We start from the raw sequence: 20,273 nt of genomic DNA on the forward strand, positions 1-20,273 counted from the left end.
TCCTCAATTCACGCGAAGAAGTCGATCAAGGTGCGGGCCATCCATTCCGGGGCCTCCTCGGGCAGGAAATGAGCCGCCCCTGGTGCGATAGCGCCGCTGGTATTTGAGGCAACCTGCCGTACGGCCTGCTCGACACCATCGCGCATTCCGTATTCGCCCCCGATGGCGAGAACGGGAATTTCCAAGGGCCCCTCAGCGGCCAGCGCGACTACCTGGTCTCCGGACTCTCCCGCGCGATAGAACTGGAAGCTTGCGTGCAAGGCGGCGGGGTCACGCAGCGCGTCGACGTAGACGTCGACCGCAGCCTGTGGGATGGCCTCCGGGCTGGCGGCTTTGGTGGCAAACTGGTAACCGAAGTAGATCTCCTCGCGGCCGGACACCATGCGCTCGTTGATCTCGGCCAGACGGTTGAAGACGAAGTGCCAGGCTAGCTCGTTGACCTCAGGAGGCATGAGCAGTGGGGGCATCGGAGTGAAGCCGGCGAGGACCGCCTCGGCCAGCATGAGTTTGCTCACCCGGTCGCGATGGCGCGCCGCGAGCACGTAGCCGACCATCATGCCCATGTCGTAGCCGGCGACGTGGAAATTGTCGTGGCCCAGGGAAGTCATCAGCCCGGCCATGTCGTCGGACAAGGTGACTGCGTCGTACCCGGTGGCCGGCTTGCTACTGGCGCCCACGCCGCGCAAATCGGCGGCCACGACAGTGAAGTGCTCGGCGAGAGCCGGCATCACCAGCCGCCAGCCGTACCAGAACTGTGGCCACGCCGGCAGCAGCAGCAGCGCCGGGCCGGTCCCGCCGATCACAGCATGCAGTTCTACGCCGTTGACCTCAACGGTATGGCTGGTGAAGGTGTCGCCGAATCCGGCGGGAAGGTGCGGGACGGCGTCCGCAGTGAAAGGCATCGGTGCCTCCTCGTACCGGACCCAACCATAAGCGGATGAGTCATCCGCTTCACTGTAGCACGAACGGATACCCCATCCGGTTATGGTGGGGACATGAGTACTTCGCCGTTGCGCAAGGACGCCGCCCAGAACAGGCGCCACATCGTCGAGACCGCCCGGCGATATGTCGCCGACGGCAAGCCCCTGCAACTCAACGATGTGGCGCGGACCGCATCCGTCGGCGTAGCCACTGTCTACCGGCACTTCCCCACGCCGGAAGCACTGCTGGAGACTGTCGCCCTTCCTGCCATCGAGAAGCTGGTCCGGCGAGCCGAGCACGCATTGACCGAGGCTGACCCGTGGATAGCGCTGCGTGGTTTCCTCACGGCCGCCATCGAAGCCCTGCTGGCTGACCCGGCTGTTCCCCCGGTGTTCGCCGCAGCTACCAGTAGCTTGGAGCACACCAGCGACCTCAAACGCGGGCTGGCCGACGCCTTCACCAAGCTCCTGACACGCGCGCACCAGGCGGGCGTCATCGATTCCAACGTCACCGAGGCGGACATGATCCCTCTGATGTGCGGCATCGCTTACGCCACGAATGTTCACAGTGCCCTCGGCCCGACCGAACGAGCCACCATCGGCCTGCGCTACCTCAACTTGATCCTCGCCGGCCTGCACCGTCCCTGACCACGCCTGGGCCCGGGCCACTGCCAGGGCGAACCGGTCGGCCCAGCCCCGGTGGCCGCCGACACCGTCCGGGTCGTCGAGCCCTTCGTGGTGCTGTCGCCAATCGCCACGTACCGCTGCCACATCACCCGCGCGACGATTAGCCCTCCGGCGACTCGGCCGGACCGCCGGTCGGTCGACAACGACAGTTGACGATTGTTCCTAGACTCGCGGCATGACGCGAGCCCCTGCGGTGCCACTGGCCCCGAACGTCTGGCGCATCCCCACGGTGGGCCGTTCGGCAGTCAACTCGTACGCCTTCGTCGACGACGACGGCAGCGTCACGCTCGTCGACTGCGGGCTGGCCAAGGCGCCGGCGCGGATCGTGCGCGGGCTCGCAGCGATCGGCAAGGCGCCGGCGGACGTCACCCGGATCGTGCTCACCCACGCGCACCCCGATCACGCCGGCGGCGCGGCGGAGTTGGCCCGCCGTACCGGCGCCCCGGTCGCGGCGCACGCCGCCGACGTGCCGTACGCGGAGGCGGGTCGCGCGCCGGTCAGCGACCCGGCGGTGACCGGCGGTCGGCTCTTCGCCCGGCTCAACAGCGGCCGGTTTCCGGCGGTCGAGGTGGCCCAGCCGCTGGTCGACGGAGACCTGCTCGACGTCGGTGGCGGCCTGCGGGTGGTGCACACCCCCGGGCACTCGCCCGGGCACGTGTCGCTGCTGCACGAGCCGACCCGCCTGCTGATCACCGGGGACGCGTTGTTCAACGTGCTCGGCGTCCGATGGCCGGTGAAGTGGCTGTGCAGCGACTTCCGGATGACCCGGGAGACCGCGCACGTCCTCGGCGAGTTGGATTACGACCTCGCGGCCTTCACCCACGGCCCTGAGCTGACCGACAAACCCCGCGATCGCATCCGCGCCTTCCTCTCCACGCACCGTTGAGCAGCCCTTCGGCGCGCCTCACAGCCAGCCGGAGCGGCGGAACAGGCGGTACAGGAACAGGGCTGCCGCCGCCATCAGGGTGAGGGCCCCGGCGTAGCCGTAGCGCCAGGCCAGCTCGGGCATGTGGTCGAAGTTCATGCCGTAGATGCCGGCGATGCCGGTCTGGGTGGCCGCGATGGCCGCCCAGGCGGCGATCTTGCGCATGTCGTTGTTCTGTTCCACAGCGAGCTGCGCCAGTCGCGACTGGACGATCGAGGTGAGCAGGTCGTCGTACGCGGCCACCCGATCCACCGCCCGGCTCAGCCGGCCGTCGACGTCGACGAACCAGCGGTGCAGGGCGCGCGGCGGGCCGTCGGGTTCGAGCAGCGTACGCATCGGCGCCTGCAACGGCAGGACCGCCCGCTTGAACTCCACCACCTCCCGTTTGAGCTGGTAGATGTGCTGGATGTCGGCGGTGCGGTCGCGGGCGAACACCGCCTCCTCGACCCTCTCCAGGTCCCGCTCCACGTGCCCGGCCACCTCCAGGTAGGAGTCGACCATGCGGGCGCAGACCGCGTACGCCACCGCCCACGGGCCGGCGGCCAGCAGCGCGGGGCGGCGCTCGATGTCGGCGCGGACGCTGCGCAGCGCACCGGCGGCGCCGTGCCGCACCGTGATGGCGAAGCGGTCACCGAGCAGCACCATGACGTCGCCGGTGTCGATCACCTCGGAGGTGTCGGTCAGCTCGTCGTGCTCCACGTATCCGGCGGTACGCAGGACCAGCAGCGTGACCGGCCCGTGGCGCTGCACGGTGGGCCGGTGCCCGTCGGCGAGCGCCTGTTCGACGGTCAGCTCGTCGAGGCCGAACGTCTGGCCGACCGCGGCGAGCACGGCCGGGCCGGGGTCGTGCAGTCCCAGCCAGACGAAGGCGTCCCGGCGGTGCCGCGCCCGGGCGTACGCGTCGGCGTAGTGCGGTTGACCGGGTTCCCGGCGGCCGTTGACGTAGACGGCGCAGTCGACGACGGCGTCCGGGTTGGACCGGCGGGGGGTGGGGGAGGCGTCCTCGGCCCGCCCGAGCAGTCGACGGGCCAGGGCGCGTACGCCCCGGCCGGTCCGGTCCCGTACCGGTTGATCCACCGCGTGCCTCCCCGTCGCCCGGCGCACCGCCCCGATCAGGGGATGGTGCCACCGCATTCTGCCGAGCAGGGTCCGGCTCCCGACAGCGGGGCGGTGGCTCGGCCGGTGGCGGGCGGCTTGGGCGGGTGGGCGGCTCGGTTCAGGCGGTGCGGGTGGCGAAGACGACGATGTTGTCGACGTAGTTGCCGGTCGCCGCGTCGAACTGGCCGCCGCAGGTGATCAGGCGCAGCCCGGCGGCGTCCGCCGGGCCGTAGACCAGGGCGGTGGGGAAGTGCTCCTTGGGGTACGCCCGGACGTCGTCCACTGTGAACGTGGTGACCCGTGCGTCGGCGCGGGTGACCTGTACCTGCTGCCCGGGGCGGAGCCGACCGAGGTCGAAGAAGACCGCCGGGCCGGACGGCGAGTCGACGTGTCCCACCAGGACGGCGTTGCCGGTCTCGCCGGGGCTGACCCCGTGTCGGTACCAACCGGCGAGGGTGGGCCGATCCAGTGGCGGCACCTCCAGCACCCCGGCCGCGTCGGCGCCGACGGGGACGATGTCGGCGCGTACGTCGATGGCGGGGATCTGCACCCGGACCGGCGCGGCGGGTGGCAGAGGCGCCAGGTCCGGTGCGGGGTGGGTGTGGGTCGGCGCGTCGGCCGACGGTCGTGGTGGCCGCGCCGGGTCGGCGGTGAGGCCGACGGTGATCAGCCCGAGCCCGGTCACGCCGAGCAGGGCGACCACGGCCGGTAGGGTCCGCCGCCACCACACGTGTGCACCTCCGTACCGGATCGTCGGGGTGCCCGCACCGGTGTCACCGGCGCGGGCACCCGTCTCAGGGATGGAACGGTCGCCGATCAGGCGACAGTGGACACCGGACGACGCCGGCGGATCAGGATCACCGCGCCGGCGAGGGCGGTGCCGAGCAGCGTGCCGCCGGCGGCGAGAGCGCCGGTGTCACGGTTGTCGCCGCCGGAGCCGGCCGGCGCGCCGCCGATCGGGGTGACGGCGAACGTGGCGGTGCCGGCCGAGCTGCCGTCGCCGCAGGTCGCCGCCACCGTGTACGTGCCCAGGGTGAACCCGGCGGTGAAGAGCTCGGCGCTCAGCCCGCCGCCGGCGGCGGCCGTGGTGGATCGGACGTTCTGGTCGCGGTTGGGGCCGGTGACCCGGAAGATGGCGTCACCCGACTTCGGGTTGCAGGTCGTCGCGGTGAGCACGACGGTCCCACCGACCGGGGTGGTGGCCGGTGACACTGTGGTGTCGGCCAGTGCGGCGCCTGGCAGCAGGAGCGTGCCGAGGCCCACGCCGAGCGCCGCCGAGCAGAGTGCTGTTGAGACCTTCATACGCGTCTTCCCTCACTTTTCGTCCGCTGACTGCGTGGGACGTCGTTCGGGTGGCCAACTCCGTGACTAGCACCGGTGTGCCCAACACTAGGTGGGTTGGGTCCTCGATCAGGTGAAAATGAGAAATCCTCGTTGCCGTCACGTGTCCACCCGAAGGCGGGGAGAGCTGCGGAAAGGCCCGGACGGCCCGACCGGCACCGGTGCTCCGATCGATGTCCATCCGGTCGGGCTGTCGTCGCTGGGTCAATGGCGAGGTATTGCCGGAGACGGCGGAAATAGGTGGGTCGGATGCCGCGCTCGGGTCAGTGGGCCTGGGCTGGGTCGGGCATCGGCTCGCCGGTCTCCAGCAGGGTCTTGAGGCTGGCCAGCAGCTCCGGCCAGCCGCCGCTGCCGTCGAGCTGGCCGCTGATCGCCCGGTGCATCTCGCTGTCCGGGGAGAAGTCGTCGTGGATGATGGTCAGCCGGACTGTCGACCCGCTGTGCGGCTCGATCTCGAAGGTCACCTTCGACCGGCGCTCGCCGAGCCGGGCGGCCAGCTGTTCGGCGGACCAGCCGAAGTGTTCGGCGTGTTCGGGCTGGAAGCCGTGCCAGCTGTAGGAGAGGCGACGGTACGGCTCGGCGACGAGCACCCGCTGGCCGAGGTCGCGCGGCTCGCCGTCCGGCGCGTCCTGCCACAGCACGGGTGACCCGACCTGCCAGTCCGAAACCAGCGCGACTCCACCCCAGTAGCGACGGGTGAACGCCGGTTCGGTGAGCGCGGACCACAGTCGCTGCGCGGTGGTGGTGATGTAGGTGGTGTAGACGAAGGTCGGGCTCTCCATGGGTTGTCGCTCCAATGCGGTTGTCAGGTCGGCGAGGGCGGCGGCCCGCTCGCGGTCGTAGCGGCTGAGCCACCGGTCGGCGATGGCGTTGATCGGGGCGGCGTTGAGGTAGTGCAGCTTTTCCCGGCCGCGCCGCACGGTCGTGACGAGATTGGCCGCCTCCAGCATCGACAGGTGCTTGCTGACGGCCTGTCGGGTGGTGGCCAGCCCGTCGCACAGCTCCCGCAGGGTCTGGCCGTTGCGCTCGTTGAGCCGGTCCAGCAGTCGACGCCGGCTGGGGTCGGCCAGCGCCCGAAACGCGTCGTCCATCGACCCTCCCCGTGACAGGCAACCAATTGGTTGCCTGTCAACATAGGCAACCAGTGGGTTGCCTGTCAACCGGCGGCGGGCGGCAACGGCGTGGGCGCACTACTGGGCGGGCTGCTCGCCGCCCGGTTCGGCATCACCGCCCCGTACTGGCGCGCGTGCGGGCCGGGCCGTGTGGCAGCGTGGTGCGGGTGACCGACTCCGCGCCGCTCGACGTCGACCTCGCGCTGCTCGGTGGCGGCGGCGCGGCGTCGTTGCTGCTCGCCGCACTGGACCGGCACGGCGTCCGGGATCTGCGGATCGCCATCGTCGACCCGGTGCGCCGACGCGGTCAGGACCGCACCTGGGCGTTCTGGGGCCACCCCGACAGCGACCTGGACCCCCTGCTCAGCGCGAGTTGGCAGCAGGTCGAGGTGGCGACGGCGGCGCGACGCCGCGTCCTGGACCTCACCCCGCTGCGGTACGCCATGCTCCGCTCCGGCCCGGTCTACGACCGGGCTGCCGAGGCCGAGCGTCGCCTCGACGCCACCCGGATCGTCGCGCCCGCCGACACGGTGCGCGACGACGGCACCCGGGTTCTGGTGGGCACCGGAGACGGGCGCAGCGTACGGGCCGGCTGGGTGCTCGACTCCCGCCCCCGCCCGCCGGCACGAGCGGGGCGAACCACCTGGTTGCAGCACTTTCGGGGGTGGTGGCTGGAGGCCGACCGGCCGGTGTTCGACCCGACGCGCGCGGTGCTGATGGACTTCCGTACCCCGCAGCCGCCCCGGGGTGTCTCCTTCGGGTACGTGCTGCCGGTCAGCGACCGCTACGCCCTGGTCGAGTACACCGAGTTCTCGCCGGACCTGCTCACCGACGCCGGGTACGACGCGGCGCTGGCCGGCTACCGGGACCTGCTCGGGCTGGACCCAGCCGGACTGCGGGTACGCGAGGTGGAGAACGGGGTGATCCCGATGACCGACGCGCCGTTCCCGGCCCGACCCACCCCCCGGGTGGTCCGGCTCGGCACTGCCGGCGGCGCGACCCGCCCCTCCACCGGCTTCACCTTCTCCGCCATGTACCGCCAGGCCGACCAGGTGGCACGCGCCCTCGCCGCGGGTCGCGCGCCGGTGCCCGCGCCGGCGTACCCGCGCCGGCACCGCTGGATGGACGCGGTGGCGCTGCGGGCCCTGGACCGGGGCGGAGTGGGCGGTCCCGAATTCTTCGACCGGCTCTTCGACCGCAACCCGGCCGAGCGGGTGCTGCGCTTCCTCGACGGCGGCACCACTCCGGCCGAAGAGGTCGCGATCATGAATTCGACCAGGTTGTTCCCGATGATCGCCGCGACCGCCGGCGACGCCGCACACCGGGTCCGCGACCGGTTGCGCCCCACCCGTCCCGTGCCGGCCATCCCACCCGCGGTGGTGGGCGCGGCCCCGACGGCTCGGCGCGCCCGCCCCCCGAGCGGGGAGGACGACGTCCGCGCCCGGTAGGTTGCCGGGCATGGTGGACGCGGCGGCCGGCAGGGGCGTGCAGATCTGGACCGACGGGGCGTGCAGTGGCAACCCCGGGCCGGGCGGTTGGGGTGCGCTGCTGCGCTACGGCGATCACGAGCGGGAGCTGTGCGGCGGCGAGGCCACGCCCACCACCAACAACCGGATGGAGCTGATGGCGGCCATCCAGGCGTTGGAGAGCCTGAACCGGCCGGTCACCGTGGAGCTGCACACCGACAGCACGTACGTGCGCAACGGCATCACCAGTTGGCTGGCGTCGTGGAAGCGCAACGGTTGGCGGACCGCCGCGAAGCAGCCGGTGAAGAACGCCGACCTGTGGCAGCGGCTGGAGGCGGCCTGCGAACGACACGAGGTCACCTGGCTGTGGGTCAAGGGGCACAACGGGCACCCGGAGAACGAGCGGGCCGACGGGCTCGCCAACAAGGGCATGACCGAGGCGCGGGCCGCGCTGACCAGCCGCTGAGCCCGGGTCAGCGGGTCGCGTCGGGGTGCCCCGGCATGGTGGAGCCCCCGCTGCTGCTGCCGGATGAACCACCGGCGACGCCGGAGCTGTCGGGCTCGGTCACGATGTCCGGCCGGACGTCGGTGTCAGCCGGTGCGGGCACCTCGGTGTCCGCCTCGAACTGCACCAGTGGCGCCTGGCCGGCCTCGTCCTCGCTGTGCTTCGGGTCGCCCGGCTGCTCACCTTGGCGATTTCGGTAGCCCACGCCGTGCCCCCCGTCGATGCCGGTTCGCGTCGGCGCTGGCTACCCGGCGTCGTCCCGGCCGAAACCTGACCCGCTGGCGGTGACCGCCGAGCCGACCGTCTCGGCCTGCGGCGCAGCGGACAGCAGCCGCAGGGTCCGGCGGCGGCTGAGCGCGACGATCAGCGCCAGCGCGAGCGCGCCGACGACCACCAGGAACGCCCAGGTGTTACCGAGGTGGTCGTTGACCACGCCACTGGTCGCGGAGCCGGCCGCGATGCCGAGCTGCCCGGCCGTCTGCAACCACCCGTATGTCTCGGGGAGCCGGACCGCCGGTGTGGACCGGGCGAGGATCTCGTCGGTGACGGCGAGGAACGGCGCCAGCGCGAGACCGAAGACCGCGAGCGCGACGGCCATCTGCGGCACGTTGCGTGGCAGCAGCAGCGCCACCGAGGTGGCGGCCAACGTGCCGAGCATCGTCAGGTACGCCGCCGCCGGGCTGCCGGGCCGCCCCCGGCTGGCCAGCAGCACGCCACCGGCCAGGCTGCCCACCGACCAGATGGTCACCAGCAGCCCGGCCTGGTCCGGGTGCCCGACCGTGGTGGCGAACGCGGGCACCAGCACCCACATTGCACCGATGCCCATCATGTAGCCGATGTGGGTGCCGACGACGGTGCGGCGGGTGGCCCGGCCGGGCAGCGCGGAGCCCTTCCCACGAGGCTGCCGGTCGGCCTCGCGCGGCGGCAGCACCGCGACCATGCCGAGCAGCCCGGCGCTGCCGATCACGGCGAAGGCCAGCAGTGCGGCAGTGGGTCCACTGATCAGCAGGCTCAGTGTCACAGCGAGAGGGCCGCCCACGTAGAGCACCTCCTGCCCGACGGCGTTGACCGCGTACGCGCGGGCCAGCGCGGCAGGGGCGACGAGCCGGGCCAGTTGGGCGCGTCCGCTGCCGACCGCCGGTGGCGTGCTGAGCCCTGCCACGGTCGCCAGTGCCACGAACGCCGCCGGTTCGGTGGTGACGGCCAGGCCGAGCAGGGTGAGCAGGTGGGCGAGGCCGGTGGCGAGCAGCACCGGCCGGGCACCGAGCCGGCCCAGGAGTCGACCGACCAGCGGCGCGGTGACCGCCAGCCCGATCCCGCAGCCGGCGCTGGCCACTCCGGCGGTGGCGAAGCTGCCGGTGTTCTGGTGACCGAGCAGGACGACGAGCAGCTGCCGCAGTGCGACCGGTAGCTGCGCCACGGTCATCAACATGATGAGCAGCATCGCCCGACGGGGTACATTCACAACTTATGAATCTACCGGAGGACGGCTCGCCCAACCTGCTCGGCGCACTCGCCCTGCTCGTCGGCTCGCGGATGCGGGCGTCGGTCAGCGGGTCCGTCGGGGCCGGCGGCGCGCTCGCCGAGGCGCTCGTCGTCCTCAAGGACCAGCCGGGGGTGACCGCCGAGTGGTTGGGCCAGGTGCTGGGGCTGACCCAACCCGGCGTTGCGCACCTGGTCCGGCGGCTCCGGGAGCAGGGCTGGGTGGAGAGGCGTCCCGGCGCCGACGCGCGCAGTCGTGCCCTGCACCTCACCACCGGGGGCGCGGCGGTCGCCGCCCGTACCCTGCGCGCCCGGCAGGAGGTGCTCACCGCGCTGCTCGCCCCGCTGACCGTCGAGCAGCGCCGCCAGCTCGCCGACATCGCCCGGGCCGTGCTGCACGACGAGGTGGCGGACGCCGGCAGCCTGGCCCACCTCTGCCGGCTCTGCGACCGCGCCCGCTGCCCACAGTGCCCGGTCCATGCCGGCTTCCAGGAGTTGACCGGCGCGCACGGCGGACCGGACCGGGCCGTTCCTAGCGGCGGCGGCCCCGCCGGGCCGGCTGACGGACCGGGGTGAGGGGCAGCGCCGTCCAGTGCGCCGGTCGGGTGAGCGTCTGCGGCAGCCCGGTGCGCGTGTCGCCCCGGGCGGCGTCCAGCTGGGTCTGGTGCAGGAAGAGCGTGTGCCGCAGGTCCGTGCCCCGCAGGTCGGCCCCGCGCAGGTCCGCGCCGGTGACGTCGGCCAGGCCGAGATCCGCCCCGCGCAGGTCGGCGCCGATGAGCAGCGCCCCGCGCAGGTTGGCCCGGCGCAGGTCGACACGGCGCAGGTCCACTCCGAGCAGGTGCGCGCCCCGCCGGTCGGCGCCGCCGGGGGCACGGGCCGCGTCGCTGGCCCGGGACAGCAGCGGGTTGACCCGGTTCCGCTGGCCGGCGACGTCCACAGCGCGAAGCTGTGTGGGGTCACCCTCGGTGAGCGTCAGCGTCTCAGCGCGGGCGCGTTCCAGCTCGGCACGCAGTTCGGCCGGCGGGCGCAGTGCCACCGCCTCGGCGAGATACCAGAGCAGCTCGTGCAGCGGTCGCAGCACCGCGAACGCCTCCGCCATCGCCGGCAACGTCTCCGGCGCGTCCCGCCAGTCCCGCCCGCCGAAGGTCACCTGGGCGACCTGCTGCCCGGCACCGAAGCAGTCGAACACCGTACAGCCGGGAAATCCGCGCTGCCGCAGCTCGGTGTGGATGCCGCAGCGGTGGTCGGGGCGCAGGTTCGGGCAGGGCGAGCCGGCCGGCTTGTCGATGGCGAAGTCGGTCGACGCGGCGAAGGCGGGCACCACGCAACACAGCCCGAAGCAGCGTCCGCAGTCGGCGCGCAGCTGCGCCGCCCCGGACGGCGGTGCGGTGCGGTGCGACACGCTGACGGTCCTCCTGGCGATCAGGGTGGGCCACCATTGTTTCCCGTGCCGAGCTGACGGTCTGTTCGGGGGTCACCGTGCGTGCGTCTCACCGGCCGTCGCGGGCCGGGGCGCCGGGGTACGGGCATCGCCCGGCGGCGGCACCAGTCGGCGAATGTCCCGCTCGCCGTCGCCGTGCCCGTACTTCTGGTCGAAGTGCCGTTTCACCACGGCGGCCGGGGTGCGGTCCCCGTCGGCGGGCTCGGCCAACGCGAACACCGCGGGGGCCGCCCCGGGCGCGCGGGGCGGCAGCACCGCTCGCACGGTCAGCGGCCCGGTGACCCGGAACCCCCGGCAGTCGACGTAGTGCTGCCCGTCCACCGTCACGTACGGCACGTGCACCTCGACCACGTCCGACTCGTCGTGGCGCAGCGTGACCATGACCGACCAGTACCGCTCCAGGTCGAGGGTGGCCTGCTCGTGCTCCCACAGCTCCTCGAACCGGGCGTGCACGAACCCGCCCCACGGGCTGTCCATGTCCACCTCGAGCTGCGGCACGTTGAAGGACAACTTCCCGATCGGGAAGAACGAGATCAGCGCCCGCCCGTCCCACTGGTAGAGCTGGATCGACGGGGACGCGTCGTAGAGCCGGACCTGGAGGCGGTGGCGCAGCCGCGAGTCGAGCGCGTCGGCGAAGGCGGCCAGGTGGCGCAGGTTGGTGCGGATCTGCCGGGGCACGTCCACCCGTTGCCGTTCCAGCTCCTCGGAGCGTTGCTGGGCGGCGGTGCAGTCGGGGTCGAGCAGGAGCAACTGCACCTGGGCGCCGTTGGCGAGCGCCGCTCGTACCGCGCCCAGGGTCTCCTCACGGTGCCGTTGCTCCAGCAGGATCGTCCAGGTGTCCAGGATGCGCACCCGGCGTCCGGAGCGGTGCAGCCGCGTCACGAACGCCTGCTGGTCGAAGCTGAGGTGCTCCTGCACCCGCGCCTTGCGGGCCTCCTCGAACAACGGGTCGAAGATGACGTACGAGATGGCCGCGAGGACCACGCTGGCCCCGAGGTTGAGCAGCAGGTCGCTGAGGAAGCCGGTGCTGCGCCAGGCGGCCAGCAGCATGACGACGGCGATCGCGAACAGTGCCCCACCGACGACGAAGGCGCGTCGTTGCCGCCCGCCCCGACCAGCCCACCCGGGCATCCGGTCCCCTTCCGCCGTCGGTCGGCCCCACCGCCGCTTGCTGATCACCGGAATTCGGAGGATACGTGCCCGCTTTGCTGGGCGCTGTCCCGTTCGGGAGCCGCCGGTTCGCCGTTCGGACCCGCTTCGCCGCTCATAGGGTGACGGTAACGGAGTCATGCGACCACGGAGGGTGGCGGGTGGACGAGAGCGAACGCGAGCAGGCGCTTCTCACCGTCCTGACCACCGAGCACTACGCGTTGCAGACGTCCCGCACCGGCACCATCGCCGAGGCCACCGGCCGCGCCACCATCTTCCTGTCCGTCCTGTCGGCGGCGCTGATCGGCCTCGGCTTCGTTGCCAGCAACGACAAGGTGGTCCGGCCGTACCTGGCCGCGGTGCTGCCGACGCTTGTCATCATCGGGGTGTTGACGTTCCTGCGGCTGGTGGAGACCACAGTCGAGAACTCGTTGGACCTGCTGCGGATCCAGCGCATCCGGGCCTACTACCACCATCAGTTCGCCGGCGGGCACGACTTCTTCGCCGATGCGGTGGTGGCCGACAACGCCATGAGCACGGCCTGGAACCTGGTCGGCACGCGTCCGGGGCGGTGGGAGTTCCTGCTGACCACTGCCGCGCTCGTGGGTGCTGTCAACGCCGTACTGAGCGGGCTCGGCATCGCGCTGGTGGCCACGACCGTCGGGGTCGGGGTCGCCGTGACGGTACTGGTCGGGGTGCTGGTCGCGGTGCTGGCGTTCGGTGTGCAGTTCGCGTACATCGTCCGGGCGTCGGCCGCGCGGATGCGCTGACGGCTCCCGCCGGTGTTGTCAGACCGATCGCCAGTCGTCGTTCGGCAACGCCGCTGCCTGCGGGCCCATCAGCAACATGCCCCCGTCGACCGGCCAGGACGCGCCGGTGACGTAGCTGGCGGCGGGGGAGGCGAGCAGCGCGACCACGGCGGCCACCTCCCGGGCGTCGCCGGGCCGCCCCAGCGGCACGCCGGGCCGTTCCTGGGTGAACGGGTCGACATCCTCCTGACCGGTCATCGGCGTGGCGATCTCGCCCGGGGCGACGGCGTTGACGGTGATCCCGTCGGCGGCCAACTCCTGGGCCATCACCCGGGTCAACAGCCCGAGCCCGCCCTTCGCGGCGCAGTACGCGGCGGAGCCCACCCGGGGCGCGTGCTCGTGCACGCTGGTGATGTTGATGATCCGTCCGCCGGCGCCGGTGGCCCGCATCCGTCGCGCGGCCCGCTGGGCGCACAGGAAGGGCGCGTCCAGGTCGACGGCGAGCACGTCGCGCCACTGCTCCCACCCGGTGTCGACGAAAGGCGTCGAGCCCCCGATGCCGGCGTTGTTGACAAGCACCCCGATGCCGCCCAGCCGGTCGGCCAACTCGTCCACCACCGCGGCCGCGCCCGGCAGTCGGGTCAGGTCCACCTCGGCGACCTCGCAGCGCCGCCCCGTCGCGCGGACCTCGGTGGCCGTCCGTTCGGCGCCGTCGGGATCGCCGTACCAGGTGATGCCGATCTCGAAACCGGCCTTGGCCAGCGCCACCGCGCAGGCCTTGCCGATGCCGGAGTCCGCGCCGGTGACGACGGCGATCCTGGAGTAGTTGTCGTATCGCTGCGGCATGCTGCCGCACTACCCCCGGCAGGGCCGACCCAACCGCCACGGGGACCATGTCTGTCTGTCGACGACGTACGGTCGCCTGATGCGGATCACCCGATTCACCCACTCGTGCGTGCGCGTGGAACACGACGGCGGGGTGCTGGTCGTCGACCCGGGGACGTGGAGCGAGCCGCGGGCGCTGGTCGGCGCGGACGCCGTCCTGGTGACCCACGAGCACACCGACCACGTCGACGTGTTGCGGCTCGCCGGTCTCGGTGTTCCCGTGTACGCCCCGGAAGGCGCCCGACTGCCGGAACTCGCCCCGCTTGTGGTGACCCGAATCCGGGCGGGGCAACGCTTCACGGCGGCCGGCATTCCGGTCAGCGCGCATGGCGGCCGGCACGCCCCGATCCACGAGGGGCAGCCTGACTGCCCGAACCTCGGCTACCTGATCGGCGACGAGCTCTACCACCCGGGCGACGCGCTGCACGTGCCGGACGAGCCGGTGCGCACCCTGCTCGTCCCGGCCCAGGGGTCCTGGTTGCGCCTCGACGAGGCGATCCGCTTCGCCGGTGCGGTGGGCGCGGCGGCGGCGTACCCGATCCACGACGCGCAGCTCAACGATCGCGGCCTGGCCAGCGTCGCCGGCTGGTTCGGCGAGACGATCCCCGGCTACCGCCACCTGGTGCCCGGCGACACCGCCTGACCGCTGTCGCCACCGGCCGTCGGGGTGCGGAACCCTGGTGCGGCGGCGGTGAGCACCGCGGCGGCCGTCGGGGCGGACCACCCCTCGGTCAGCTCGGTCACCAGGGCGGCGACCAGCTGGGTCACCGTCGGCTCGGCACCCGGGTGCAGCGCCTCGGCGACGATCAACACCGACGAGGTGCCCGCCCGCACGGCCGACCAGCCGCTCTGCCGGTTCGTCCACCGCCGGGCGTGCGCCCGCCCGGCCGAGTCGACGAAGGTCACCTCGCCCGGCTCGGGATGCTCGGTGTCGCCCGCGAAGCTCAGGTACGTCTCGTCGCCGTGTGCCGGCCGGACCACCAGGTCGCCGTCGACCCGGTCCACATCGAGCGCGGCGACCGGGATGGCGTACGCGGCCGAGATGGCATTGCAGAGATCGACGAGCGGGTGCACGCGGGGCAGTTCGCCGTCCAGGCGCAGCCGGCGCAGCAGCGCCTCGGCGGCGCACCGGTACTTGGTGGGCCGCAGCCCCATGGCCGCGTACGTCCGCCGCCACGCCTGGATCTCCGGGAACCCACTCTCGGCCCCGCCGACGGTCAACCGCCGTCGGGCCTCGGTGAGATGGGCCGCCGTGCGTGCGGTCGCGTCGGCGGTGGCGGTGATTCCGGAGGCCAGCACCACCCCGGCGACCAGATCGGGGTACGCGTCGCGAAGCTGTGGCGAATGGTGAAACCGCACTGTGGTCCTATCGTTCGGTGAGGGCGAGGGTCAGGCCGAGCGCGACGAACGTGCCGGCGGCGGATCGGCGCAACCAGTCGGTGACCCGGGGTCGGGTCAGCACCCGGTCGCGTACCCGGGCCGCGAAGATGCCGTAGCCGCTGAACACCACGAAGGTGAGCAGCATGAACACCGCGCCGCAGCCGAGCATCACCCGGGTCGAGCCGGGCGCCGTGGTGTCCACGAACTGCGGCAGGAACGCGACGAAGAACATCGTGGGCTTCGGGTTGAGCAGGTTGACCAGCACCCCGGAGACGATCACCCGGATCGCCGAGCGGGGCGGCGCGTCGGTCGTCACCGCGAAGGCGTCGCGGTCCCGCGCCATGGACCAGGCCAGGTAGAGCAGGTAGCCGACGCCGAGGTAGCGGACGGTCTCGAATGCCACGGCGCTGGTCTGCATCAGCGCGGCCAGCCCGGTCATCGCGGCCAGCAGGTGCGGCAACGTGCCCAGCGTGCAGGCGAACGCGGCCAGCACCCCGGCCCGTGCACCCCGGGACAGTCCGGCGGAGAGCGTGAAGATCACCCCGGTGCCGGGGGTGACCACCACGATCAGCGTGGTGATCAGGAAGGGGATGGTCACTATCGTCCTCCGGCGGAGTTGGCAGGTGTGGCTCCTGCTCACTCTGCTGCCACAATGGCCCGATGGGCAGAGCCAAAGCGACGGCATCCGAGAGGACCATATCGGCCGGGTCCGATTTCCTGCACCTGACCATCACCGACGCGGCGCCGGGTGGGCGCGCCGACTGGCTGACCGACCGGCTGCGGCAGGCCATCGCCGAGGGTCGGGTGCCCATCGGCGACCGGTTGCCCCCGACCCGGGTGCTCGCCGCCGACCTGGGTGTCTCCCGGGGCGTGGTCACCGAGGCGTACCAGCGGCTGACCGAGGAGGGGCACGTCGCCGGTCGGGGCCGGGCCGGCACCGTGGTCGTCGCCGCGCCGGCCGCGCCCACATCCGCCCCGGCCGCCGCGCCGGCACCTGTCGCGACCTTCCCGCCCGCACCGGGCACCGACATCTTCGACGCGGTACGCGCGGCGCCCGCGACGATCGACCTGACGCCCGGCGTACCCGATCTGGCCGCCTTTCCCCGCGCGGACTGGCTGCGCGCCGAACGGACCGTGCTGCGCCGCCTCGCCGCGGCCGACCTCGGCTACGGCGACCCCTGTGGTACGCCCGCGCTGCGGCAGGCCGTCGCCGCCTGGCTGGCGCGCAACCGTGGCATCAGCGTCGACCCCGCCGAGGTGATCATCGTGGCCGGCGTCTCCCAGGCGCTCGGCCTGCTCGCCCAGGCACTCACCGCTGCCGGCGTCGACCGGATCGCGGTCGAGGACCCGGGCTCCCTAGGGGTGCGACAGCACCTGAACAACTGGCGGATGGACACCCCGCCGATCACCGTCGACGACGCCGGGCTACGGGTCGACGAGTTGGCCGCCAGCGGCGCACCGGCCGTGATGCTCACCCCCGCGCACCAGTTCCCGACCGGCGTGGTGCTCGACGGTGACCGCCGCCGCCACCTCGTCGCCTGGGCGCGGGCCGGCGGTCTGATCATCGAGGACGACTACGACGCCGAGCACCGCTACGACCGTCCTCCGGTGCCGGCGCTGCGTGGTCTGCTGCCCGAGCAGGTCTGCTACGCCGGCAGCGTCTCCAAACTGCTCGCCCCCGCCCTGCGGGTCGGCTGGCTGCTCGTGCCGGCGCGGCTGCGCGAGGCGGTGGTCGCCGCCAAGCGCAACGCCGACCTGGGCAACGCCGTGCTACCGCAACTGGTGCTGGCGGAGCTGATGACCTCCGGCGCCTTCGAGCGGCACCTGCGGCTGCTGCGCCGTCGACACATCCGCCGACGGGACGCCATGATCGCCGCGCTGGCCCGCGCGCTGCCATCGGCGACGGTGCACGGCGCCGCCGCCGGCCTGCACCTGATGATCACGCTGGACGACGCCGTTGTCGACACCGAGCTGGCCGCGGCGACGCTGGCGCGCGGGGTGAAGGTGCAACCGCTGTCCTGGCACTGCCAACAGCCGTACCGGCCCGGCCTCGCGCTGGGCTACGCGGCCCGTACGCCCACCGAGATCGAGGACGGCGTCGCCGCGATCGCCGCCGCCCTCCAGTCGAGCTAGGACCGTCCGGTCCACCACCCTCGCCGGCGTATCCTTCGCCAGTGGGACTGCGGTTCGAGACGCGCGGGTCCGACTCGCAGTGGGTCGACACCGTGTGGACCTGCACGAGCGAGCAGGTCACCACGATGACGTCAGTGGCAGGGGTGCGTTGGGGCCTGGTGTTCTGGGAGCAGGCCGGCCGCACGTGCGCGAGGGCACCGGCGGCGCCATCGCCCTCGACCTGGATCAGCGCTTGACGTCGTAGACCAGCTTGAGGACGCCGTTCGAATAGCTCTCCGACTCCCGCAGCGTCAGCATGTGCTTGTCTCGGTCGGCCCGGCCGAACAGGCTCTTCCCGGCACCGAGCAGCACGGGGAAGACGAGCAGGTTGTACTGGTCGATCAGCCCCTCGTCGGACAGCCGCCGGGCCAGTTCCGCGCTCCCGTGGATGAAGATCGCCCCGCCCTCGCCCTGCTTGAGCGCGGCGACGTCCCCGGTCGAGCGCAGGATCGTCGTCGGCCCCCACCCGTCGGCGAACGCGTCGCGGGACAGCGTGCTCGACACCACGTACTTGGGCAGCTCCTTGTAGTCGGCGTGGTCCTCCGAGCCGGGCCACACCGCCGCGAACGCCTCGTAGCTGCGACGGCCGAACATCAGCGCCGTCGTGTCGGCGAGTTCCTCGCCCTTCAGCGACCAGGCCTCCGGGACGACCTCGAGGTCCTTGAACACCCAACCGGCGCTGCGGTGCTCCTCACCGGGCCCGCCGCCGGGCGAGTCCACGACGCCGTCGACTGACATGAAACCGGTGTAGACCAGATCGCGCATTGTGTGTCTCCTCCTGCTCGGGCGGGCTGCCGGGTCCAGGCTAGGTGGCGATCGCGGCGCTGTCTTGGACGGAAACGACGGCGCGTCGCGCCGCCCGGCCTGGTGGCGCCGTGATCCGGCTGCGGGCCGACCGGGCGGACGAGTCAGCTCAGCCGAGGAACAGCTGGACGAGGACCAGCACGGCGAGTAGCGCCGGCCCCCGTGACCCCTGACGCAGCAGGTCGACCGGGATCATCCCGAACGGCGTGTTGACCGTCGCGCCGCCGTAGTCGATCGGCGGGCGGGTGCCGGCCCGGAACGCGGCGGTCACCACCCCGAGCGCCAGCGTCGGCGCCAGCCACGCCGGCCCCGGGTCCACGGTCGGCACTGTCAACAACCACCACACGCCCGCGCTGACGGCCGGCACCACCACGTGGATCCCGCGCAGCAGGTTGTCGCTGCCGCCGAGGGCCCGGCGCAGACCGGGCGACCGGCTGACCGCGCGCAGCCCGCCGGTGAGCCGGTCGACGGCGAGGTACGCGAACACCACCTGCGCGGCCCCGGCCAACCCGGGCAGGGCGAGCGCGGCAGCGTACTGCACCCCGATCAGCGCCGCCCAGATCAGCACGGCGCTCGGGTGCCGGCGCAACCGGCGTACGTCGGCCTGGAGCAGCGCCCACCAGCCGGGGCCGGGCCGGAACGGGCGGCTGCGAACCCGGCCGATCCGGCGCCAGCGGCGGCTCTCCACCAGGCTCGCGAGCAGGCTCGGATCCAGCAGGATTGTGGCCGTGGCGGCGGCGTTGGCGAACTGCGCGCCGGTGGTCAGGGTGGCCCGGTCGACCCGGGGCAGCGCGCGTACCGCGAGGATCACGCCCACGCCCACGAGGGGCACCGCGGCGGCGAACAACGCGACGATCGGCGTCGTCGCCGGCCGGGGCAGCCCGTCGCCGAAGCGACCGACGAGCACCACCAGGGCGGTGATCACTGCCGCCGCCACCATCGGCACCGCCCCGGCCACTGTCGGCCAGCGCCGACCCGACCGGCTGCTCTGGGCGACGACGCTGAGCGCCAACGCGGCCGCGCCCCACCCCGCGCCGGCCGCCGCCGCCCAGCCCAGGGCGGACGGTTCGCTGACACCGCCGAGCGCCGCCACAGCCACTCCGAGCGCCGCGGTGCCGGCCGCCGCGCCCACCAGCAGCAGGACGAAGCGCGGCGCCAGCCAGGCCCGCCGGTCGATGGGCGCGCTTGTCGCCCAGCTCTGCGTCGCCGGGGTGACCAGCAGCGGGCCGAGCGCGCGCAGACCACGCCAGGCGAGCCCCGCGCCGGCCAGCAGCGCGGCGACGGCCAGCCACCACCGCACGCCCGGCTCGGCCTGCCCCACAGTGGGGGAGTCCAGCAGGTCGCGGCTGGCGCTGATCGCGAACCAGCCGTACATGCCCACGAACAGGACCATGACGTACGCGTCGCCGAGCACGTCACCGAGGGAATGGTCGTGGTGTCGACTGCGAGCCCGGCGCAGGTGCGTGCGCACCTGCCGGGCGGTGGGCACTCCGGCTGGCGTGTCGGCGATCGTGGCCGGCGCGGCGGTCACTTGCCGATCTCGATGCGCTCGTCGACCACCGCGTCGATCAACTCCGGGTCGTGCGAGGCCAGCAGCACGGCCGTGCCCGCCGCCCGTTCCCGCAGCAGCCGGTCGGCGAGCCACTGTCGCCCGCGGACGTCCAGCCGCTGCTCGGGCTCGTCCAGGATCAGCACCCGGCGTGGTCGGACGAAACAGGACGCCAGCGCCAGCCGGCGGCGCTGCCCGCTGGACAACGTCACCGGCAACTGGTCGCGGGCCGGCTCCAGACCCAGCTCGGCGAGGACCTCCTCGACCGGCTCGGCGTCACCCCCGTGGGCGTACGCGACCAACTCCAGGTGCTCGACCACGGACAGGTCGGGGAAGAAGTCGATGTCGTCCAGGGCGGCCGCCACCAGCGCCCGTATTTGAGGATCGGTCTCGTCGGCCCGGCGGCCCTGCACCAGCACCTCGCCCGCGTCCGGCCGGTCGGCGCCGACGACACAGCGCAGCAGGGTGGTCTTGCCGCTGCCGTTGGGGCCCAACACCACAGCGATCCGGCCCGCCGGGAGCGTGAAGCTCACATCGTCGAGCACGACCAGGTTGCCGAAGTTGCGGCTGAGTCCCCGTACCGAGAGCGCGTCCACGATCACAGAGTC

Annotated in this window: 23 protein-coding genes and 1 pseudogene; 9 read left to right on the forward strand and 15 right to left on the reverse strand. The window is 72.7% G+C overall.

What is annotated here, in order from left to right:
- Nucleotides 1-8: 8 nt before the first annotated feature.
- Nucleotides 9-902, reverse strand: a complete 894-nt coding sequence (locus ABZU74_RS10120; protein ID WP_355420716.1) for an alpha/beta hydrolase — start codon at nt 900-902, stop codon at nt 9-11.
- 93 nt (nt 903-995) lie between these two features.
- Here ABZU74_RS10120 and ABZU74_RS10125 point away from each other — a divergent pair, with 93 nt between their 5' ends.
- Together ABZU74_RS10125 and ABZU74_RS10130 are read left to right on the forward strand one after the other, a co-directional pair.
- Nucleotides 996-1,568, forward strand: a complete 573-nt coding sequence (locus ABZU74_RS10125) for a TetR/AcrR family transcriptional regulator (protein WP_355420719.1) — start codon at nt 996-998, stop codon at nt 1,566-1,568.
- Nucleotides 1,569-1,782: 214 nt separating this feature from the next.
- Complete coding sequence (locus ABZU74_RS10130; RefSeq protein ID WP_355420722.1) at nt 1,783-2,493, forward strand: MBL fold metallo-hydrolase; 711 nt, start codon at nt 1,783-1,785, stop codon at nt 2,491-2,493.
- An 18-nt stretch (nt 2,494-2,511) separates the two neighbouring features.
- On the opposite strand, the gene ABZU74_RS10135 is transcribed toward ABZU74_RS10130, so the two are convergent.
- The 4 genes from ABZU74_RS10135 to ABZU74_RS10150 form a co-directional block, all read right to left on the reverse strand.
- Entirely contained in the window at nt 2,512-3,609 is a 1,098-nt protein-coding gene (locus ABZU74_RS10135; protein WP_355420725.1) for a magnesium and cobalt transport protein CorA, read from the reverse strand.
- Between the two features lie 139 nt (nt 3,610-3,748).
- Nucleotides 3,749-4,333 (reverse strand): class F sortase, encoded by a 585-nt coding sequence (locus tag ABZU74_RS10140; protein ID WP_355420727.1) that lies wholly within the window; start codon nt 4,331-4,333, stop codon nt 3,749-3,751.
- Nucleotides 4,334-4,446: 113 nt separating this feature from the next.
- Nucleotides 4,447-4,932, reverse strand: coding sequence for a hypothetical protein (locus tag ABZU74_RS10145; protein ID WP_124775133.1), 486 nt, complete (start codon nt 4,930-4,932; stop codon nt 4,447-4,449).
- A 302-nt stretch (nt 4,933-5,234) separates the two neighbouring features.
- Complete coding sequence (locus tag ABZU74_RS10150) at nt 5,235-6,062, reverse strand: metalloregulator ArsR/SmtB family transcription factor (RefSeq protein ID WP_355420731.1); 828 nt, start codon at nt 6,060-6,062, stop codon at nt 5,235-5,237.
- Between the two features lie 188 nt (nt 6,063-6,250).
- Between ABZU74_RS10150 and ABZU74_RS10155 the strand changes: the two genes are divergently transcribed.
- Both ABZU74_RS10155 and rnhA read left to right on the forward strand, forming a co-directional pair.
- Nucleotides 6,251-7,531: a lycopene cyclase family protein gene (locus tag ABZU74_RS10155; protein ID WP_355420734.1), complete on the forward strand. Its 1,281-nt coding sequence runs from the start codon at nt 6,251-6,253 to the stop codon at nt 7,529-7,531.
- A 10-nt stretch (nt 7,532-7,541) separates the two neighbouring features.
- On the forward strand, nt 7,542-8,015 hold the full coding sequence (gene rnhA, locus ABZU74_RS10160) for a ribonuclease HI (RefSeq protein ID WP_030491933.1): 474 nt from the start codon (nt 7,542-7,544) through the stop codon (nt 8,013-8,015).
- Nucleotides 8,016-8,022: 7 nt separating this feature from the next.
- Here rnhA and ABZU74_RS10165 read toward each other — a convergent pair whose 3' ends face one another.
- Both ABZU74_RS10165 and ABZU74_RS10170 read right to left on the reverse strand, forming a co-directional pair.
- A complete protein-coding gene (locus ABZU74_RS10165) occupies nt 8,023-8,259 on the reverse strand; it encodes a preprotein translocase YidC (RefSeq protein WP_355420737.1) in 237 nt (78 codons plus the stop codon).
- Nucleotides 8,260-8,298: 39 nt separating this feature from the next.
- Entirely contained in the window at nt 8,299-9,519 is a 1,221-nt protein-coding gene (locus ABZU74_RS10170; RefSeq protein ID WP_355420740.1) for an MFS transporter, read from the reverse strand.
- A 5-nt stretch (nt 9,520-9,524) separates the two neighbouring features.
- Here ABZU74_RS10170 and ABZU74_RS10175 point away from each other — a divergent pair, with 5 nt between their 5' ends.
- A complete protein-coding gene (locus ABZU74_RS10175; protein WP_355420742.1) occupies nt 9,525-10,112 on the forward strand; it encodes a MarR family winged helix-turn-helix transcriptional regulator in 588 nt (195 codons plus the stop codon).
- On the opposite strand, the gene ABZU74_RS10180 is transcribed toward ABZU74_RS10175, so the two are convergent.
- Together ABZU74_RS10180 and ABZU74_RS10185 are read right to left on the reverse strand one after the other, a co-directional pair.
- Nucleotides 10,069-10,938, reverse strand: a complete 870-nt coding sequence (locus tag ABZU74_RS10180) for a pentapeptide repeat-containing protein (protein ID WP_355420745.1) — start codon at nt 10,936-10,938, stop codon at nt 10,069-10,071. The genes ABZU74_RS10175 and ABZU74_RS10180 overlap by 44 nt on opposite strands.
- Before the next feature lie 72 nt (nt 10,939-11,010).
- On the reverse strand, nt 11,011-12,108 hold the full coding sequence (locus tag ABZU74_RS10185; RefSeq protein WP_355420748.1) for a DUF5919 domain-containing protein: 1,098 nt from the start codon (nt 12,106-12,108) through the stop codon (nt 11,011-11,013).
- A 179-nt stretch (nt 12,109-12,287) separates the two neighbouring features.
- On the opposite strand from ABZU74_RS10185, the gene ABZU74_RS10190 reads away from it, so the two are divergent.
- Entirely contained in the window at nt 12,288-12,896 is a 609-nt protein-coding gene (locus ABZU74_RS10190; RefSeq protein ID WP_355420750.1) for a hypothetical protein, read from the forward strand.
- A gap of 18 nt (nt 12,897-12,914) precedes the next feature.
- Here ABZU74_RS10190 and ABZU74_RS10195 read toward each other — a convergent pair whose 3' ends face one another.
- Entirely contained in the window at nt 12,915-13,721 is an 807-nt protein-coding gene (locus ABZU74_RS10195) for an SDR family oxidoreductase (RefSeq protein WP_355420753.1), read from the reverse strand.
- A 79-nt stretch (nt 13,722-13,800) separates the two neighbouring features.
- Here ABZU74_RS10195 and ABZU74_RS10200 point away from each other — a divergent pair, with 79 nt between their 5' ends.
- Nucleotides 13,801-14,403: an MBL fold metallo-hydrolase gene (locus ABZU74_RS10200; RefSeq protein WP_355420756.1), complete on the forward strand. Its 603-nt coding sequence runs from the start codon at nt 13,801-13,803 to the stop codon at nt 14,401-14,403.
- Here ABZU74_RS10200 and ABZU74_RS10205 read toward each other — a convergent pair.
- On the reverse strand, nt 14,370-15,119 hold the full coding sequence (locus tag ABZU74_RS10205; RefSeq protein WP_355420759.1) for a phenylalanine--tRNA ligase beta subunit-related protein: 750 nt from the start codon (nt 15,117-15,119) through the stop codon (nt 14,370-14,372). The genes ABZU74_RS10200 and ABZU74_RS10205 overlap by 34 nt on opposite strands.
- Before the next feature lie 7 nt (nt 15,120-15,126).
- Nucleotides 15,127-15,738: a LysE family translocator gene (locus tag ABZU74_RS10210; protein ID WP_355420762.1), complete on the reverse strand. Its 612-nt coding sequence runs from the start codon at nt 15,736-15,738 to the stop codon at nt 15,127-15,129.
- Between the two features lie 62 nt (nt 15,739-15,800).
- On the opposite strand from ABZU74_RS10210, the gene ABZU74_RS10215 reads away from it, so the two are divergent.
- Complete coding sequence (locus tag ABZU74_RS10215) at nt 15,801-17,273, forward strand: PLP-dependent aminotransferase family protein (RefSeq protein WP_355420765.1); 1,473 nt, start codon at nt 15,801-15,803, stop codon at nt 17,271-17,273.
- Between the two features lie 41 nt (nt 17,274-17,314).
- Nucleotides 17,315-17,455, forward strand: a pseudogene (locus tag ABZU74_RS10220) (AraC family transcriptional regulator); the annotation flags it as partial.
- Between the two features lie 43 nt (nt 17,456-17,498).
- On the opposite strand, the gene ABZU74_RS10225 reads toward ABZU74_RS10220, so the two are convergent.
- The 3 genes from ABZU74_RS10225 to ABZU74_RS10235 form a co-directional block, all read right to left on the reverse strand.
- Complete coding sequence (locus ABZU74_RS10225) at nt 17,499-18,077, reverse strand: dihydrofolate reductase family protein (protein WP_355420768.1); 579 nt, start codon at nt 18,075-18,077, stop codon at nt 17,499-17,501.
- Between the two features lie 148 nt (nt 18,078-18,225).
- Entirely contained in the window at nt 18,226-19,647 is a 1,422-nt protein-coding gene (locus ABZU74_RS10230; protein WP_355420771.1) for a DUF6297 family protein, read from the reverse strand.
- Nucleotides 19,644-20,267 carry an ABC transporter ATP-binding protein gene (locus ABZU74_RS10235; RefSeq protein ID WP_355420773.1) on the reverse strand — a complete coding sequence of 208 codons (624 nt, stop codon included), beginning with the start codon at nt 20,265-20,267 and terminating at the stop codon, nt 19,644-19,646. Before ABZU74_RS10235 ends, ABZU74_RS10230 begins: the two co-directional genes overlap by 4 nt.
- Between the last annotated feature and the right edge of the window lie 6 nt (nt 20,268-20,273).

It is taken from the genome of Micromonospora sp. NPDC005171, from assembly GCF_040608575.1.
Taxonomy (GTDB): domain Bacteria; phylum Actinomycetota; class Actinomycetes; order Mycobacteriales; family Micromonosporaceae; genus Micromonospora.

Bases quoted from the DNA above. Each gene is read 5' to 3' on its own strand.
- ABZU74_RS10215 (WP_355420765.1), top strand. From the start codon at position 15,801: ATGGGCAGAGCCAAAGCGACGGCATCCGAGAGGACCATATCGGCCGGG.
- ABZU74_RS10175 (WP_355420742.1), top strand. From the start codon at position 9,525: ATGAATCTACCGGAGGACGGCTCGCCCAACCTGCTCGGCGCACTCGCC.
- ABZU74_RS10185 (WP_355420748.1), bottom strand. From the start codon at position 12,108: ATGCCCGGGTGGGCTGGTCGGGGCGGGCGGCAACGACGCGCCTTCGTC.
- ABZU74_RS10120 (WP_355420716.1), bottom strand. From the start codon at position 902: ATGCCTTTCACTGCGGACGCCGTCCCGCACCTTCCCGCCGGATTCGGC.
- ABZU74_RS10130 (WP_355420722.1), top strand. From the start codon at position 1,783: ATGACGCGAGCCCCTGCGGTGCCACTGGCCCCGAACGTCTGGCGCATC.
- ABZU74_RS10200 (WP_355420756.1), top strand. From the start codon at position 13,801: ATGCGGATCACCCGATTCACCCACTCGTGCGTGCGCGTGGAACACGAC.
- ABZU74_RS10225 (WP_355420768.1), bottom strand. From the start codon at position 18,077: ATGCGCGATCTGGTCTACACCGGTTTCATGTCAGTCGACGGCGTCGTG.
- ABZU74_RS10195 (WP_355420753.1), bottom strand. From the start codon at position 13,721: ATGCCGCAGCGATACGACAACTACTCCAGGATCGCCGTCGTCACCGGC.
- rnhA (WP_030491933.1), top strand. From the start codon at position 7,542: ATGGTGGACGCGGCGGCCGGCAGGGGCGTGCAGATCTGGACCGACGGG.
- ABZU74_RS10145 (WP_124775133.1), bottom strand. From the start codon at position 4,932: ATGAAGGTCTCAACAGCACTCTGCTCGGCGGCGCTCGGCGTGGGCCTC.
- ABZU74_RS10150 (WP_355420731.1), bottom strand. From the start codon at position 6,062: ATGGACGACGCGTTTCGGGCGCTGGCCGACCCCAGCCGGCGTCGACTG.
- ABZU74_RS10125 (WP_355420719.1), top strand. From the start codon at position 996: ATGAGTACTTCGCCGTTGCGCAAGGACGCCGCCCAGAACAGGCGCCAC.